Genomic DNA, 15199 nt, shown 5'->3' on the forward strand with positions numbered 1-15199 from the left:
GCTCAGTGCCAAATCATCAGCGCAATCATACTCACCACAACCAGACCACACAGGGCGCTGGTCAAAATGAACTGACGACGCAGGCGCTCGCAGCGACGGATAAACTCTTCATCGTGGTGATCGCGGTAGCGTTGGTAGTAGATATACCCCACCAGACGCATCTGCTTGCTGGGCTGTCCGTGCGAGGTGAAGAACCCTCCACCGTCCACATACTGATAAAGCAACGGATCGCAACCACGAAGTACCACTAACAGCGCACGTAACGATGAGAAGTAGCGCGCCATATTCACTATGCAAACCACGCATAACGCCCAAAACAATGCGACGGTGCTAATCATACATCCTCCCCGGCGTCCGCCCACGAAGCAAGGCTCCTGAGCTACCGCACCCCAATGCCCTGACAGACAGTTCAGTGAAAGAATGACCAAAAGTCGATCCGGTTCGCGTTTTAATATCCGAACGGCTCATTAAATAGTGTAGGAGATCCGTTAATTTTTTTGCCACAAGGTTAATCGTTATCAACACCAAAGCTTGAAAAATATGTTTAACTGGGCCGTAATGAAAGCATCAGACGACGGCTTTCCCATTTAGTCATCGATAACTTAAGGAAGGAGTAACACTATGGCTTACAAACACATTCTCATCGCGGTAGACCTCTCCCCGGAGAGTAAAGTGCTGGTTGATAAAGCAGTATCCATGGCACGTCCCTACAACGCGAAAGTTTCGCTGATTCACGTTGATGTGAATTACTCCGACCTCTACACCGGTCTGATCGACGTGAATCTCGGCGATATGCAGAAACGCATCTCCGAAGAGACTCACCACGCGCTGAGTGAGCTTTCTACCAACGCGGGCTATCCAATCACTGAAACCTTAAGCGGTAGCGGCGATCTGGGCCAGGTGCTGGTTGATGCGATTAAGAAATACGATATGGACCTGGTGGTATGCGGTCATCACCAGGACTTCTGGAGCAAGCTGATGTCTTCCGCGCGCCAGCTGATTAACACCGTACACGTGGATATGCTGATTGTTCCACTGCGTGACGAAGAAGACGAGTAAGTGCAAAAAAGCCCGGTGGCGCTAACGCTTACCGGGCCTACGAGCGGCACTGAATGTAGGCCGGGTAAGGCGAAGCCGCCACCCGGCTTTTTTATTCTGGCGTTCCCGAATAAATATCAAATCGGTGTCCTTTGGTGGTCACCGCGTTAGTGGTCGCAACGTCCGCCAGCGGCGGCGCATAGTCCGGCCGCTTCACCACCACCCGCTTCGTCGCCAGCTGACAAGCCGGCTCCAGCAGGCCATCGGCATCTAAATCTGGCCCCACCAGAGACTGAAACACCCGCATCTCTTTCTTCACCAGCGCGCTTTTCTGCTTATGCGGGAACATGGGGTCGAGATAGACCACCTGCGGGCGCGGGGTGATATCGGTCAGCGCCGTCAGGCTGGAGGCATGAATAAGTTGCAAACGTTCCTGTAACCACGGGCCGATTTCCGGGTCCGCGTAGCCCCGCGTCAGCCCGTCGTCGAGCAGCGCGGCGACAACCGGATTACGCTCCAGCATCCGCACCCGACAGCCGACAGACGCCAGCACAAAGGCATCGCGCCCCAGCCCCGCCGTGGCATCCACCACGTCCGGCAGATAGCTGCCTTTAATGCCGACCGCTTTGGCCACCGCTTCACCGCGACCGCCGCCAAACTTACGCCGGTGCGCCATCGCGCCGCCGACAAAATCGACAAAAATCCCGCCAAGCTTTGGCTCATCGCGCTTGCGCAGCTCCAGATGTTCCGGCGTCATCACCAGCGCCATCAGGTTGTCTTCATCATGTTCCAGCCCCCAGCGGGCCGCCAGAACAGATAAGGCGCCGTCCCCGGCGCCTGTTTCATCTACTAAGCAGATCTTCACGTAGCAATCAGCCTTTGATTCCGTAATGCTCCAGCATCGCATCCAGCTGCGGCTCGCGGCCACGGAAGCGTTTGAACAGCTCCATAGGCTCTTCTGAACCGCCGCGCGTCAGGATGTTATCAAGGAACGACTGACCGGTTTCGCGGTTGAAAATCCCCTCTTCTTCGAAGCGCGAGTAGGCATCTGCCGCCAGCACGTCGGCCCACAGGTAGCTGTAGTAGCCTGCGGCGTACCCGCCTGCGAAGATATGGCTGAACGCGTGCGGGAAGCGTCCCCAGGTCGGGCCTGGAATAACCGCGACCTGCTTTTTAATCTCAGCCAGGGTTTCGAGGATTTTCGCCCCCTGCTCCGGGCTGAACTCGGCGTGCAGGCGGAAGTCGAACAGGCCGAACTCCAGCTGACGCAGGATGAACATCGCCGCCTGGTAGTTTTTCGCCGCCAGCATTTTATCCAGCAGTTCTTTCGGCAGCGGTTCGCCCGTTTCGTAATGGCCGGAGATAAATGCCAGCGCGTCCGGCTCCCAGCACCAGTTTTCCATAAACTGGCTTGGCAGCTCGACCGCATCCCATGGCACACCGCTGATACCGGCGACGCCAGCGGTTTCGATGCGGGTCAGCATGTGGTGCAGGCCGTGACCGAACTCGTGGAACAGGGTGATCACTTCATCGTGGGTAAACAGCGCAGGTTTGCCGCTCACCGGGCGGTTGAAGTTACAGGTCAGGTAGGCGACCGGTTTTTGCAGGGAACCATCCGCTTTACGCATCTGGCCCACGCAGTCGTCCATCCACGCCCCGCCACGTTTGTTTTCACGCGCGTAAAGATCCAGATAGAAGCTGCCGCGCAGCTCGTTTTTCTCGTCATACAGCTCGAAGAAGCGCACGTCCGGATGCCAGACGTCGATGTCGGTACGCTCTTTCGCGGTAATGCCGTAGATGCGTTTCACCACCTCGAACAGGCCGTTAACGGCTTTGTTTTCCGGGAAGTACGGACGCAGCTGTTCGTCGCTGATGCTGTAGAGATGCTGTTTCTGTTTTTCGCTGTAGTACGCGATATCCCACGGCTGAAGCTCGTCCACGCCGAACTCCGCTTTCGCAAAGGCGCGCAGCTGAGCCAGTTCTTTTTCACCCTGAGGACGGGCGCGTTTCGCCAGATCGGTCAGGAAGTCGAGCACCTGCTGTGGGTTCTCAGCCATTTTGGTGGCGAGGGATTTATCCGCGTAGCTGTCGAAGCCCAGCAGCTGTGCCAGTTCGTGGCGCAGGGCGAGGATCTCCGCCATCACCGGGCTGTTATCCCACTTACCGGCATTCGGCCCCTGATCGGAGGCGCGGGTGCTGTAGGCGCGGTACATCTCTTCGCGCAGGGCCTGGTTGTCGCAGTAGGTCATCACCGGCAGATAGCTTGGGATATCCAGCGTTAACAGGAAGCCTTCCTGCTCTTTCGCTTCGGCCTGGGCTTTTGCCGCCGCCAGCGCGCTTTCCGGCATACCCGCCAGTTCAGATTCATCGGTAATCAGCTTCGTCCAGCCCATGGTGGCGTCGAGGACGTTGTTGCTGTACTGGTTGCCCAGCTCGGACAGGCGCGCGGCGATTTCGCCGTAGCGAACCTGTTTTTCTTTTGGCAGGCCAATCCCGGACAGTTCGAAATCACGCAGGGCGTTATCGACCGATTTTTTCTGCGCCGTGTTCAGTTCGGCATAGTGGTCGCCGTCGCGCAGGTCGCGGTAGGCTTTGTAGAGCCCCTCATGCTGACCGACCCAGGTGCTGTACTCAGAGAGCAGCGGCAGGGTCTGTTCGTAGGCCTCACGCAGCTCCGGGCTGTTTTTCACCGAGTTCAGGTGACTCACCGGGGAGAAGATACGCCCCAGCACGTCGTCCACTTCGGCCAGCGGCTGACACAGATTTTCCCAGGTGTACGGCGCGCCCTGCGCGACCACGTTTTCTACCGCCGCACGGCAGTTGTTCAGCGACTGGGTAACGGCCGGAACCACATGCTCAGGGAGGATTTTAGAAAACGGTGGCAACGAAAAAGGCGTCAGTAATGGATTGGTCATAAACGCTGTCCTGTTGAAAGAGATGAATGAAGCGCGCATCCGGCGCTGTGCATATTGTTCAGTAATGGGGTTAAGTGTAGAGGATTTCAATAGCCGCGCTTACCGGGCCTGCGGGTAATCTGTGCCGTTCTGCTGTAAACTGTGGCAAATCGTCAATTCAGCGGAATATCATTACCCATGCTCAGTTATCGCCACAGCTTCCACGCAGGCAACCACGCCGACGTCCTCAAACATACCGTTCAGAGCCTGATCATCGAATCGCTTAAAGAAAAGGATAAACCGTTCCTTTATCTGGACACCCACGCGGGCGCGGGCCGTTATCAGCTGAGCGGCGAGCATGCCGAGCGTACCGGTGAATATCTGGAAGGGATTGCGCGTATCTGGCAGCAGGACGATCTGCCTGCCGAGCTGGAGCCGTACATTGGCGTGGTGAATCACTTCAACCGCAACGGCCAACTGCGTTACTACCCGGGTTCACCACTGATTGCCCGCCAGCTGCTGCGTGAGCAGGACAGCCTTCAGCTGACAGAGCTGCACCCGAGCGACTTCCCGCTGCTGCGTTCTGAGTTTCAGAAAGATAACCGCGCCCGCGTGGACAAAGCCGATGGCTACCAGCAGCTGAAAGCCAAACTGCCGCCGGTTTCCCGTCGCGGCCTGGTGCTGATCGACCCGCCGTACGAAATCAAAACCGACTATCAGGCGGTGGTGACCGGCATTAACGAAGGTTACAAACGCTTTGCGACCGGCACCTATGCCCTGTGGTATCCGGTAGTGCTGCGCGCGCAAATTAAACGCATGATCAAAGACCTCGAAGCGACCGGCATTCGTAAAATCCTGCAAATTGAGCTGGCGGTGCGCCCTGACAGCGACCAGCGCGGCATGACCGCGTCCGGCATGATCGTCATTAACCCGCCGTGGAAGCTCGAAGCACAGATGAACAACGTGCTGCCGTGGCTGCACAAAACGCTGGTGCCAGCCGGTACGGGTCACGCCACCGTGAGCTGGATCGTGCCGGAGTAATCGCAGCCATCGGTGGAAACTATTGATTTCAGGTATACAATCGCGGCAATTCACGATTAAGGACAACGCTATGACTAAGCATTATGACTACATCGCAATCGGCGGCGGCAGCGGCGGCATCGCCTCCATCAACCGTGCGGCCATGTACGGCCAGAAGTGTGCGCTGATTGAAGCCAAAGAACTCGGCGGCACCTGCGTGAACGTGGGTTGTGTACCGAAGAAAGTGATGTGGCATGCCGCGCAAATCCGTGAAGCTATCCATATGTATGGCCCGGACTACGGCTTTGACACCACCATCAACCACTTCGACTGGGATAAACTGATCGCCAGCCGTACCGCCTACATCGACCGTATTCACACCTCGTACGATAACGTGCTGGGCAAGAATAACGTCGACGTGATCCGCGGCTTCGCCCGTTTCGTGGATGCGAAGACGATCGAAGTGAACGGCGAGACGATCACCGCCGATCACATCCTGATCGCCACCGGCGGCCGTCCGAGCCACCCGAACATTCCGGGCGCGGAATACGGTATCGACTCCGACGGTTTCTTCGAGCTGCCTGCTCTGCCAGAACGCGTTGCCATTGTGGGCGCAGGTTACATCGCGGTTGAGCTGGCCGGCGTGATTAACGGCCTGGGAGCGGAAGCGCACCTGTTCGTGCGTAAACACGCGCCGCTGCGCAGCTTTGACCCGCTGATCGTCGACACGCTGGTCGAGGTGATGAACGCCGAAGGCCCAACCCTGCACACCAACGCCGTGCCAAAAGCGGTGGTGAAAAATGCGGACGGTAGCCTGACTCTGGAGCTGGAAGATGGCCGCAGCCAGACCGTTGATTGCCTGATCTGGGCGATTGGTCGTGAACCGGCCACCGACAACTTCAACCTGGCCGCAACCGGGGTGAAAACCAATGAAAAAGGCTACATTGTCGTTGATAAGTTCCAGAACACCAGCGTACCGGGCATTTATGCCGTCGGTGATAACACCGGCGCCGTAGAGCTGACGCCGGTAGCCGTGGCGGCGGGGCGTCGTCTTTCCGAGCGTCTGTTTAATAACAAGCCGGACGAACATCTGGACTACAGCAACATCCCGACCGTGGTCTTCAGCCACCCGCCAATCGGTACCGTCGGCTTAACCGAGCCGCAGGCGCGTGAGCAGTACGGCGATGACCAGGTGAAAGTGTATAAATCGGCGTTTACCGCGATGTATACCGCGGTCACCTCGCACCGTCAGCCATGCCGCATGAAGCTGGTGTGCGTGGGCCCGGAAGAGAAGATCGTCGGCATCCACGGCATTGGTTTCGGCATGGACGAGATCCTGCAAGGCTTCGCGGTGGCACTGAAGATGGGCGCAACGAAGAAAGACTTCGATAACACCGTGGCGATCCACCCGACTGCGGCGGAAGAGTTTGTGACTATGCGCTGATCCGTCTGATCCGCAACAAAACCGGCCAGCTGGCCGGTTTTTTTATGCCTTTGGCGGGTAAACCCAACGGGTGTACAAACGGTAACAAAATAACCCGCCACCCGGGGTGGAATTAACTAATCTTAGAAAGCGCTACGCGTTCGCCTGTTACTACGGAAAAAGATTAGAGATATGAAAATGCACGTAAAGATCACCGCAAAACTGATGGCCAAAATGCACCTTGTTCTCGCGCTGGTATGGGCGATACTGACTATTCCTACCCTGCTGTGGTGGAAAAACAGCATTCTGTGGGTGTCGTTAATGAGCATTTACGCCATCGTGATTTCCCATCTGGCTGCGTACAGCGCCGCCCATGCGGAAAAAGCGGCCAGCAAGGCGATGGATAAAAGCGAAGGCGCCAGCCAGAAAGCCAATCAAACCGCCAACAGCCTTCAGGGCGATGCACGTCAGGCACACTAATCCGTGCGTATATGCAGAATACCGAATGCTCTGAATTTTATTCCTGCTCTGTTTCCAAAGATTCTGATTTAATAATTTCATAATCAAAGGGATATCTGATTTTCAGCGTGTTTAAATCCATTTTGAAAGCGTGATCTACCGCACACTTCGCACCGCATTAACCGAAGCGAATGTCTACGCTTAAAAGATAGCCGGGAAAAACCCGTATTTGTTACGACAAAAACCGGAGGTCCTGAACACCATGTTCAACCAGAAACTACAGACTGCCGAGGATATCGAGTTCGAGATTGCAGAAGAGCTGCGCTACGAAACCGATCCCTGTGAGTTAAAACTGGATGAGATGATCGAGGCAGAGCCGGAACCGGAAATGATTGAAGGACTGCCGGCGTCCGATGCCCTTACGCCCGCAGACCGCTACCTTGAACTGTTTGAACACGTCCAGTCGTCGCGGCTGTTTGCGGACAGCAAAACCTTTCCCGACTGCGCGCCGAAGATGGATCCGCTGGATATTTTGATCCGCTATCGCAAGGTGCGTCGTCACCGTGATTTTGACCTGGCGCGCTTTGTGGAGAATCACTTCTGGCTGCCGGAGGACTACAGCAAAGAGTACGTCTCTGACCCCGGCCTGTCCCTGAAAGAACATATTGATAATCTGTGGCCGGTGCTGACGCGCGAACCGCAGGATCACATCCCGTGGTCGTCGCTGCTGGCGCTGCCGCAGGCCTATATTGTGCCCGGCGGGCGATTCAGTGAGACCTACTACTGGGACTCTTACTTCTCCATGCTGGGGCTTGCTGAAAGCGGTCGTAACGATCTGCTGAAATGTATGGCCGATAACTTCGCCTGGCTGATTGAGCGCTACGGCCATATCCCGAACGGCAACCGTACCTACTATCTCAGCCGCTCACAGCCGCCCGTTTTTGCCCTGATGGTGGAGCTGTTTGAAGAGGACGGCGTGCGCGGGGCGAAGCGCTATCTTGAGCATCTTAAGATGGAGTACGCCTTCTGGATGGACGGGGCGGAATCGCTGCTGCTCAATCAGGCCTATCGCAGTGCGGTACGCATGCCGGATGGCTCATTGCTCAACCGCTACTGGGACGATCGCGACACGCCGCGAGATGAATCGTGGATTGAGGACGTGGAAACCGCCCGTCATTCCGGTCGTCCGCCGAACGAGGTGTATCGCGACCTGCGCGCCGGGGCAGCCTCAGGATGGGATTACTCATCCCGCTGGCTGCGCGATCCTGCGCGGCTGGCCAGCATCCGCACGACACAATTTATCCCCATTGATTTGAACGCATTCCTGTTCAAACTGGAGAGCGCTATCGCCAATATCTCCGCGTCGAAAGGGGATAAAGAGACGGCTGATCTGTTCCGCCAGAAAGCCAGCGACCGGCGCGCGGCGGTGAACCGCTATCTGTGGGACGAAGAGAACGGCTGTTATCGTGATTACGACTGGCGGCGTGAAGCCCTGGCGCTGTTCTCTGCGGCCAGCATTGTGCCGCTGTATGTGGGCATGGCGACGCATGAGCAGGCTGAACGGCTGTCCGATGCCGTTAAAGCCCGTCTGCTCACGCCGGGCGGTATTCTCGCCACCGAATATGAAACCGGGGAGCAGTGGGATAAGCCGAACGGCTGGGCGCCGCTCCAGTGGATGGCGATCCAGGGGTTCAAGCAGTACGGCAACGACTCGCTGGGAGATGAAATCGCCTGGAGCTGGCTGCACACGGTGAACCATTACTACAAAACCCATCATAAGCTGATTGAGAAGTACCACATCGCCAGCAGCACGCCACGCGAAGGTGGCGGGGGTGAGTATCCGTTGCAGGATGGCTTCGGCTGGACGAATGGCGTGGTGCGGCGGTTGATTGGGCTGTATGGGGAGCCCTGAGCCTCACCCCTCACCCTGCCCCTCTCCCCTGAGGGGCAGGGTGAGGGGGAAAAATAATCAGCGGATCACCTCATAAATGGCAGTCTGGATGGACTGCCATTTTTTTGTGCTGGCATCGGGCTGCGTCTTCGCGCGGCGCGTTGCCATATCGGCGTCGTGCTGCTGGCGTTTCACCACCGCGGGAACGGTACAGAATGCTTCCAGGTACTGCTTACGCATAGGCGTCAGCGATTCGCCGTTCGCCATCGCATGGCTAAGCGTATTAATAAAGCGTCGGCAGGGCTTTTGCTCTGTCATTTGCAGGCGGTAGCGCAACATTACTTCCAGTACATCGTCGTAGCCTGCCGACAACGCCTCCTCCGTCCATGACATTTTCCAGTCCATCCCGCCCTGCAAAAACAGGAGCGCCACGCGGGTGTCATTGCGATTGATGGCCGAGCGGAAATTATTCTCATCCCAGGTAACACCCATGCGGGTTAACGTCTCGCGTGAGGAAGGCGTTTCGCGCATCTCCTGCACCTGCGCGGGAGATACCGTACTGGCCACAGCCGGCTGCGGTTTACTGCTGGTCACCAGCCAGAATCCCCCCACGACAATCGCGATAACCATCACGCCAACCGCTCCCCACAGCACGCCGGAAATCAGCTGTTCGCGCTGCTCTGGCGTACGCGCGGCGCGCTGAGTCGGTTTTTCTATGCTGTCGCGCACTTCAAAAAGATCGCCGCCTGTGGTGCGGTCTATTTTTTGCGCCTTTTCCCAGAACGCGTGCAGCTCGCTTTCGTCCACCGCCATCAGCGCCGCCGGGTTAACGCGTGTCCGCCCTTCCTCAAACGCGCGCTGAACGGAGCGGGTGATCTGCGTGTAATAGCAGTCGAGCAGCTGGATTTGCGCCCTGCTTAACGGCTGCTGCACGGTGATGCTGTTGCGGATTTGTCGAATATCTTCGAGGAAGGTTTGCAGGGTTTTGCGGGGCTCTACCAGCAGCGTCAGCATGTCCGGAGCGTTAAACAGCGGCGCGTAGTAGCGGCTAAATTCTTTTTTATCCACCAGCAACTGGGCCAGCTCGCTGAACAACATGCCGCTCAGAACATCATTAATCTCACCGTTTTTCAGCCAGCGACGCACGCGTTCAGCGTTAAACAAGGTCTTAAGATGATTATTCAGCCGCACCGGATCGGGCCACGCCTGCTGTATCAGTCCTTTAATCATCAGCTCAATGGCACGCACCTGTTTCTGCGCCTGAAGCTGGCTCTCCTTCTCTGGCACCCTCCCGGTTTCGTAGGTCAGGAGGGGCTGTTGCAGACGCAGATATTCAAGGGAGGTGACGAAGCGCATCGCCGCAATCAGCTGATTTTCGCTGACATCCTGCCCGCTTTCATACTGGGGAACACGCTGCTGAAGCAAGCGTAATTGCAGCGTAAAGGCCGTCATTTCCGCATCATTCAGATTCAGCTTCCTGGCTACGGCGCCCCACCCGCCCAGCCCCAGGCGGGCGCTATCCAGTTGCTCCAGAAACCAGCGTGGATCTTTTCCTTCAGAAACATGTACATTCAACAGAAGTAAAATTTCAACAGACGCCTGACGGATCGCTGCCAGACAGTGTTCAAACTGTTCGCGGGTATGATGCGATGAGCTAATCATCATTGTTTTCCTTGAGAGACAATGAGTACCGCTAAAGCGGCATTAAAAGTCGTTTTTCTTTTTATTTATATGAGGTTAAACATACCTGACTTTCTGTTGAAATAAAGTGACAACCTTATAATCATTTGCAATGCCTCCGGAGGATCGTCATGCCCGCCTTAACCACCGCGCGTCTCACCTGCTCGCCGCTGCAAGAGCAAGACTGGCCCTTTTTTCTGTCGCTACAGCAAAATCCTGAGGTGATGCGTTTTGTCGCCCCTGCGCGTAGCGAGGCGGACATTCGGGAAGCCTTTGAGTCTCGTCTGTTGCCGTGGACGCCGGGCAGCTCGCACTGGCTCTGCCTTGTGGTGCGTGAGACGGCCAGCCAGACGCCGCTGGGCGTAACCGGCTATGTGCACCGGGAAGCAGATTGTGCTGAAGTCGGTTTTCTCTTTGCGCCCTCTGCGCAGGGGAAAGGTTACGGCTTTGAATCTCTGCGGGCTGTGTGTGATTTCGCGCTGACTCAGGGTAATATCCGTCGGCTCACCGCCACCGTGACGGCGGGAAATATCGCCTCAAGGCGACTGCTGGAAAAAACAGGTTTTCAACTGGAAGGTGAGTTGCGTGAGAGTTATTTCCTTTCAGGGCAATGGCATAACGACTGGCTATTCGGTTTACTGAAAAAGGAATTCCCGTTCAGTTAAACCTGATCAACAGCCATTTGGCGGATATTTCCCCGGCGGCGTTTCCTCTATAGTCGCGCCACTAAGAGGAAACGCTTATGACGGGTTATGCAATGCAGATATCTTCTGCTGCAATCGCATTAATTAAAAAACAACAGGGTCTTTCCCTGGAGAAATACCGTGACGAAAAGGGTATATGGGTTATTGGTTATGGTCACGTGATTCGCCAGTGGGAAAAATTTAACAGTCTCATCACGCCGATTGAGGCGGAGAATTTGCTTTTTAATGATATTCAATTATGTGAGGCGCTGCTGCGGGAAATGAACAAACGCCCATTAACCCAACAGCAGCATGACGCCCTGATATTAACCCTCTTCAGTTTTGGGGAAGAGTCCCCTCTGCCTGAGAAGATCCTTCAGGCCGTCGCCCGGGTGTAGTACATCGCGGCCTGCGTCCGGTTTTTGACATCAAGACGCCGGAAAAGCGTCTCAAGATGGGCTTTTACCGTTGCCGCACTGATATTGAGATTACGACCAATCTCTTTATTGGACTCTCCGGCCGCCAGTAACTTCAATACCTCACGCTGGCGCTCGCTTAACACTGCCAGTTCATCCTGAGAGGAGTGCTGCTTCAGCCACTCGCCGGGAAAACAGACCATTCCACGCGATACGGAATCCAGCACTGCGGAAAAGCGTTCGGGATTCGCATTGCGGGGAACTATCGCCACCACGTTGCGCTGAAACATTTGCTCAACCCAACGTCGCTCTTTTTTCGTTAACACCAACACCACGCGCGACGCTGGAAAACGATCCATAATCTCTTCCAGTAAAGCCACACCATTATCACGAATTAAATACCCATCTATCATGATGATAGCGGAGGGTGACGCGGATAATTGCGCCCATAATTCATCAGTCTGACGAGCCCCTGTCATCTCTATTTTCGGAATTAACTTCTGCAAACTGTACATCGCTCCATGAATAAATAATGACTGCCTGTCAAACATGATTACTCGCATCGTTTTACTCCTCTGAGAATAGCGAAGGGGGATTCTACAGAGGCATTTTTTAAGAAAAAACTCAATGAATGGAGAGGTTACAAATCACCCAGCTCTCTTTATATCTTCCAGCATTTAGACATACCTGTTTTAAGGATTTCCTTAAGAGGGTTCCCTCCCCCTTAAGACTGAACATTACAGGAACATACCGCCTGAAACTTCAATACGTTGCGCATTCATCCAGCCCAGTTTGTCACTGAGCAACGCCGCAATGGCGTCACCAATATCATCGGGCAGGCCCACGCGTCCCAGCGCTGTCTGCGAGGCCAGCAGCTGGTTAAGCTCCGCATTATCCCGCACGCGTCCGCCCCCAAAGTCGGTTTCAATCGCGCCGGGCGCGATGATATTGACGGAAATTCCGCGCGCATCAAGCTCTTTTGCCTGATAGCGGGTCAGCACTTCCATCGCCCCTTTCATTGCCGCGTAGGTGCCTGAACCGGGCTGAGTAAAACGGGCCAGTCCGCTGGAGACGTTCAGGATCCGCCCTCCGTCTTTTATGAGCGGCAGCAGCTGTTGCGTGAGGAAAAACGGCCCTTTGAAGTGAATGTTCAGCGCATCATCAAACTGCGCCTCGGTCGTCTCGGTATAGGGTGCGTATAACCCTGTACCTGCGTTGTTCACTAAATAGTCAAAGGTGTCACGTTGCCAGACGTGTTTGAGGGTATCCTTCACCTGCTGAGCAAAGCGCGAAAAGTTTACCGTATCGCCGACGTTAAGCTGCAATGCTGCCGCTTTTCCACCTGTTCCCTCGATTTCGCGCACAACTTCCTGCGCCTCCTGCTGGCTGTTGTTCCAGGTCAGGATGATGCCTGTCCCTTCCGCCGCCAGCTTCAAAACGGCATTTTTCCCCAGGCCGCGGCTACCGCCCGTCACTAAAGCAATACGTTCACTCATAATTCACCTCGTTTCGGCTGTGATGAAGATTGAGAAAGAGCTTATTAGATGGTAGAAAATCAATAAATAGTGCCGTCAGCGCTTCACTGTTTCATTCATAACAACAATGACCAACATCTATGGATAAAATACACGCAATGCAGCTATTCCTTCGGGTCGCGGAACTGGAAAGTTTTTCCCGCGCGGCGGAGACGTTAAGCCTGCCGAAGGGGAGCGTATCGCGACAGATCCAGGCACTGGAAAACGCACTCGGCACGCAGCTGCTGCACCGTACTACCCGCCGCGTCAGCCTGACGCAGGACGGCATGGTTTATTACGAGCGCGCTAAAGATCTGCTGATGAATCTGGACGAACTGGACGGCATGTTCCTGCACGACCCTTCAACCATCAGCGGTCGGCTACGTGTGGATATGCCCGTTGCCATTGCGCGAAATGTAGTCATTCCGAAACTGCCTGCATTTTTACAACAGTTTCCCGGCATTGAGCTGGAGCTGAGTAGCAGCGATCGTCTGGTCGATGTCATCCGCGAAGGATTTGACTGTGTGGTTCGCGTGGGAAACTTAAAGGACTCCGGGCTTATCGCCCGCCCGCTTGGGAAACTCTCGGTGATTAACTGCGCCAGCCCGGATTATCTGACGCGATTCGGCTACCCTGAGACGCTGGACGATTTGGCTTCGCATGCCCTCATCCACTACTCCGCCACGCTGGGCACGCGTCCGCAGGGTTTTGAGTATTACAACGGCAGCGCGACCCAGTGGGTAAAAACGGGAGGCGTATTGACGGTTAACAGCACTGAAACCTACCAGGCCGCCTGTATCGCCGGGCTTGGCATTATTCAGGTTCCGCGCGTCGGGGTACGTGATGCCCTGCGCACGAAAAAACTCGTTGAGATCCTGCCGCAATACCGGGCTGAACCGATGCCCGTCTCCCTCATTTATCCCCACCGCCGTAACCTCTCCCGCCGGGTGCATGTGTTTATGGAGTGGCTTACCGAACTCACAAAAGGTTACGTCGACTAGTCACAAGCTATAATTCAGTAACATCCAGCTCAACGAAAAGGAAAATGCGCGTGACGCCGGAAAATAACCCGCAACGACCGACTCAACATTTAGATTATGAACCCATCAAAAAGATGGATAACGAGCCTGAAGCGCCGAAAGAGCCTGGAACGGCCAGCAAAGCGCTGGGCACCGTGACCGGCATAGCCGAAAAAATTCAGCAGATACCCGCGATTGCTCACCTGATACGCGCCGCTGAGCGCTTTAACGACCGCATGGGAAATCAGTTTGGCGCGGCGATTACCTATTTCTCGTTCCTGTCGATGATCCCCATCCTGATGGTGTCATTTGCCGCCGCCGGTTTTGTGCTGGCGTCTCACCCGACGCTGTTGCAGGACATCTTCAATAAGATCCTGACCAACGTCAGCGACCAGACGCTCGCCGCAACGCTCAAAAGCACTATCAACACCGCCGTGCAGCAGCGTACCACCGTGGGTATCGTCGGGTTGCTGATTGCGCTCTATTCCGGGGTGAACTGGATGGGCAACCTGCGTGAGGCTATTCGCGCCCAGTCGCGTGACGTCTGGGAGCGTAGACCGCAGGATCAGGAGAAGATATGGGTGAAGTATTTGCGCGACTTTATTTCTCTGATTGGGCTGCTGGTGGCGCTGGTCATTACGCTCTCCATCACCTCGGTCGCCGGTTCCGCGCAGCAGATGATTATCTCCGCGCTGTACCTGGATTACATTGAATGGCTGAAACCGGCCTGGCGCGGCATTGGGCTGGCCATTTCTATCTTTGCTAACTACCTTCTGTTCTTCTGGATCTTCTGGCGTTTGCCCCGCCATCGTCCGCGCAAGAAGGCGCTGATGCGCGGGACATTGATTGCCGCCATTGGTTTTGAGGTGATCAAGATTGTGATGACCTATACGCTGCCGTCCCTGGTGAAGTCTCCCTCCGGCGCGGCCTTTGGTTCGGTGCTGGGGCTGATGGCTTTCTTCTATTTCTTCGCTCGCCTGACGCTGTTCTGCGCCGCGTGGATCGCCACGGCAGAGTATAAAGATGACCCGCGCATGCCGGGTAAAACCCACCGCTGATATCATGTCGGGCTGATATTTCAGCCCGATTCGCCATTTCAGCATATAAATCCAGGCCGTAACTTTTATTTAACGCAAAACCAGTTTTAATGACTGACATTTAA

15 protein-coding genes are annotated in these 15199 nt (G+C 55.5%); 9 read left to right on the forward strand and 6 right to left on the reverse strand.

Annotated features, from left to right (window positions below):
• Nucleotides 1–2 precede the first annotated feature (2 nt).
• Nucleotides 3–338, reverse strand: a complete 336-nt coding sequence (gene uspB, locus ACOTY5_RS20330) for a universal stress protein UspB (RefSeq protein WP_003861224.1) — start codon at nucleotides 336–338, stop codon at nucleotides 3–5.
• 283 nt (nucleotides 339–621) lie between these two features.
• Here uspB and uspA point away from each other — a divergent pair, with 283 nt between their 5' ends.
• Nucleotides 622–1059: a universal stress protein UspA gene (uspA, locus tag ACOTY5_RS20335; RefSeq protein ID WP_003861223.1), complete on the forward strand. Its 438-nt coding sequence runs from the start codon at nucleotides 622–624 to the stop codon at nucleotides 1057–1059.
• Nucleotides 1060–1150: 91 nt separating this feature from the next.
• Here uspA and rsmJ read toward each other — a convergent pair whose 3' ends face one another.
• Together rsmJ and prlC are read right to left on the reverse strand one after the other, a co-directional pair.
• Nucleotides 1151–1903 (reverse strand): 16S rRNA (guanine(1516)-N(2))-methyltransferase RsmJ, encoded by a 753-nt coding sequence (gene rsmJ, locus ACOTY5_RS20340; RefSeq protein ID WP_045142217.1) that lies wholly within the window; start codon nucleotides 1901–1903, stop codon nucleotides 1151–1153.
• A gap of 7 nt (nucleotides 1904–1910) precedes the next feature.
• A complete protein-coding gene (gene prlC, locus ACOTY5_RS20345; RefSeq protein ID WP_045142218.1) occupies nucleotides 1911–3953 on the reverse strand; it encodes an oligopeptidase A in 2043 nt (680 codons plus the stop codon).
• A gap of 177 nt (nucleotides 3954–4130) precedes the next feature.
• On the opposite strand from prlC, the gene ACOTY5_RS20350 reads away from it, so the two are divergent.
• From ACOTY5_RS20350 to ACOTY5_RS20365, 4 genes are all read left to right on the forward strand, one after another.
• Nucleotides 4131–4973, forward strand: a complete 843-nt coding sequence (locus ACOTY5_RS20350; protein ID WP_006808562.1) for a 23S rRNA (adenine(2030)-N(6))-methyltransferase RlmJ — start codon at nucleotides 4131–4133, stop codon at nucleotides 4971–4973.
• Nucleotides 4974–5043: 70 nt separating this feature from the next.
• Nucleotides 5044–6396, forward strand: coding sequence for a glutathione-disulfide reductase (gorA, locus tag ACOTY5_RS20355; RefSeq protein ID WP_017384179.1), 1353 nt, complete (start codon nucleotides 5044–5046; stop codon nucleotides 6394–6396).
• 171 nt (nucleotides 6397–6567) lie between these two features.
• Nucleotides 6568–6855, forward strand: a complete 288-nt coding sequence (locus tag ACOTY5_RS20360; protein ID WP_015571509.1) for a hypothetical protein — start codon at nucleotides 6568–6570, stop codon at nucleotides 6853–6855.
• Between the two features lie 241 nt (nucleotides 6856–7096).
• Nucleotides 7097–8746, forward strand: coding sequence for an alpha,alpha-trehalase (locus ACOTY5_RS20365; protein WP_015571511.1), 1650 nt, complete (start codon nucleotides 7097–7099; stop codon nucleotides 8744–8746).
• Between the two features lie 57 nt (nucleotides 8747–8803).
• Here the strand turns inward: ACOTY5_RS20365 and ACOTY5_RS20370 are convergent, their stop codons facing one another.
• Nucleotides 8804–10390 (reverse strand): STY4199 family HEPN domain-containing protein, encoded by a 1587-nt coding sequence (locus ACOTY5_RS20370; RefSeq protein ID WP_045142219.1) that lies wholly within the window; start codon nucleotides 10388–10390, stop codon nucleotides 8804–8806.
• A 146-nt stretch (nucleotides 10391–10536) separates the two neighbouring features.
• Between ACOTY5_RS20370 and ACOTY5_RS20375 the strand changes: the two genes are divergently transcribed.
• Nucleotides 10537–11070, forward strand: a complete 534-nt coding sequence (locus tag ACOTY5_RS20375; RefSeq protein WP_017693814.1) for a GNAT family N-acetyltransferase — start codon at nucleotides 10537–10539, stop codon at nucleotides 11068–11070.
• Between the two features lie 77 nt (nucleotides 11071–11147).
• Nucleotides 11148–11486 (forward strand): lysozyme, encoded by a 339-nt coding sequence (locus ACOTY5_RS20380; RefSeq protein WP_015571514.1) that lies wholly within the window; start codon nucleotides 11148–11150, stop codon nucleotides 11484–11486.
• On the opposite strand, the gene ACOTY5_RS20385 is transcribed toward ACOTY5_RS20380, so the two are convergent.
• Both ACOTY5_RS20385 and ACOTY5_RS20390 read right to left on the reverse strand, forming a co-directional pair.
• Nucleotides 11465–12067: a response regulator transcription factor gene (locus ACOTY5_RS20385; RefSeq protein WP_032655463.1), complete on the reverse strand. Its 603-nt coding sequence runs from the start codon at nucleotides 12065–12067 to the stop codon at nucleotides 11465–11467. The genes ACOTY5_RS20380 and ACOTY5_RS20385 overlap by 22 nt on opposite strands.
• A 174-nt stretch (nucleotides 12068–12241) precedes the next feature.
• A complete protein-coding gene (locus tag ACOTY5_RS20390) occupies nucleotides 12242–13000 on the reverse strand; it encodes an SDR family NAD(P)-dependent oxidoreductase (RefSeq protein ID WP_421632001.1) in 759 nt (252 codons plus the stop codon).
• A 119-nt stretch (nucleotides 13001–13119) separates the two neighbouring features.
• Between ACOTY5_RS20390 and ACOTY5_RS20395 the strand changes: the two genes are divergently transcribed.
• Both ACOTY5_RS20395 and yhjD read left to right on the forward strand, forming a co-directional pair.
• The gene (locus tag ACOTY5_RS20395; RefSeq protein ID WP_017384184.1) at nucleotides 13120–14019 is read left to right on the forward strand and encodes a LysR family transcriptional regulator; all 900 of its coding nucleotides are present in this window, start codon (nucleotides 13120–13122) and stop codon (nucleotides 14017–14019) included.
• Nucleotides 14020–14069: 50 nt separating this feature from the next.
• Nucleotides 14070–15095 carry an inner membrane protein YhjD gene (yhjD, locus tag ACOTY5_RS20400; RefSeq protein ID WP_023295574.1) on the forward strand — a complete coding sequence of 342 codons (1026 nt, stop codon included), beginning with the start codon at nucleotides 14070–14072 and terminating at the stop codon, nucleotides 15093–15095.
• The last annotated feature ends 104 nt before the right edge of the window (nucleotides 15096–15199 follow it).

The sequence above is a fragment of the Enterobacter cloacae complex sp. SHL018 genome (genome assembly GCF_049237905.1).
GTDB classification, from domain to species: domain Bacteria; phylum Pseudomonadota; class Gammaproteobacteria; order Enterobacterales; family Enterobacteriaceae; genus Enterobacter; species Enterobacter hormaechei_C.

What these genes read in the sequence shown, in the direction of transcription:
- uspB (WP_003861224.1), bottom strand. Translation starts at nt 338, where the DNA reads ATGATTAGCACCGTCGCATTGTTTTGGGCGTTATGCGTGGTTTGCATA.
- uspA (WP_003861223.1), top strand. Translation starts at nt 622, where the DNA reads ATGGCTTACAAACACATTCTCATCGCGGTAGACCTCTCCCCGGAGAGT.
- prlC (WP_045142218.1), bottom strand. Translation starts at nt 3,953, where the DNA reads ATGACCAATCCATTACTGACGCCTTTTTCGTTGCCACCGTTTTCTAAA.
- ACOTY5_RS20350 (WP_006808562.1), top strand. Translation starts at nt 4,131, where the DNA reads ATGCTCAGTTATCGCCACAGCTTCCACGCAGGCAACCACGCCGACGTC.
- gorA (WP_017384179.1), top strand. Translation starts at nt 5,044, where the DNA reads ATGACTAAGCATTATGACTACATCGCAATCGGCGGCGGCAGCGGCGGC.
- ACOTY5_RS20360 (WP_015571509.1), top strand. Translation starts at nt 6,568, where the DNA reads ATGAAAATGCACGTAAAGATCACCGCAAAACTGATGGCCAAAATGCAC.
- ACOTY5_RS20365 (WP_015571511.1), top strand. Translation starts at nt 7,097, where the DNA reads ATGTTCAACCAGAAACTACAGACTGCCGAGGATATCGAGTTCGAGATT.
- ACOTY5_RS20370 (WP_045142219.1), bottom strand. Translation starts at nt 10,390, where the DNA reads ATGATGATTAGCTCATCGCATCATACCCGCGAACAGTTTGAACACTGT.
- ACOTY5_RS20375 (WP_017693814.1), top strand. Translation starts at nt 10,537, where the DNA reads ATGCCCGCCTTAACCACCGCGCGTCTCACCTGCTCGCCGCTGCAAGAG.
- ACOTY5_RS20380 (WP_015571514.1), top strand. Translation starts at nt 11,148, where the DNA reads ATGACGGGTTATGCAATGCAGATATCTTCTGCTGCAATCGCATTAATT.
- ACOTY5_RS20385 (WP_032655463.1), bottom strand. Translation starts at nt 12,067, where the DNA reads ATGCGAGTAATCATGTTTGACAGGCAGTCATTATTTATTCATGGAGCG.
- ACOTY5_RS20390 (WP_421632001.1), bottom strand. Translation starts at nt 13,000, where the DNA reads ATGAGTGAACGTATTGCTTTAGTGACGGGCGGTAGCCGCGGCCTGGGG.
- ACOTY5_RS20395 (WP_017384184.1), top strand. Translation starts at nt 13,120, where the DNA reads ATGGATAAAATACACGCAATGCAGCTATTCCTTCGGGTCGCGGAACTG.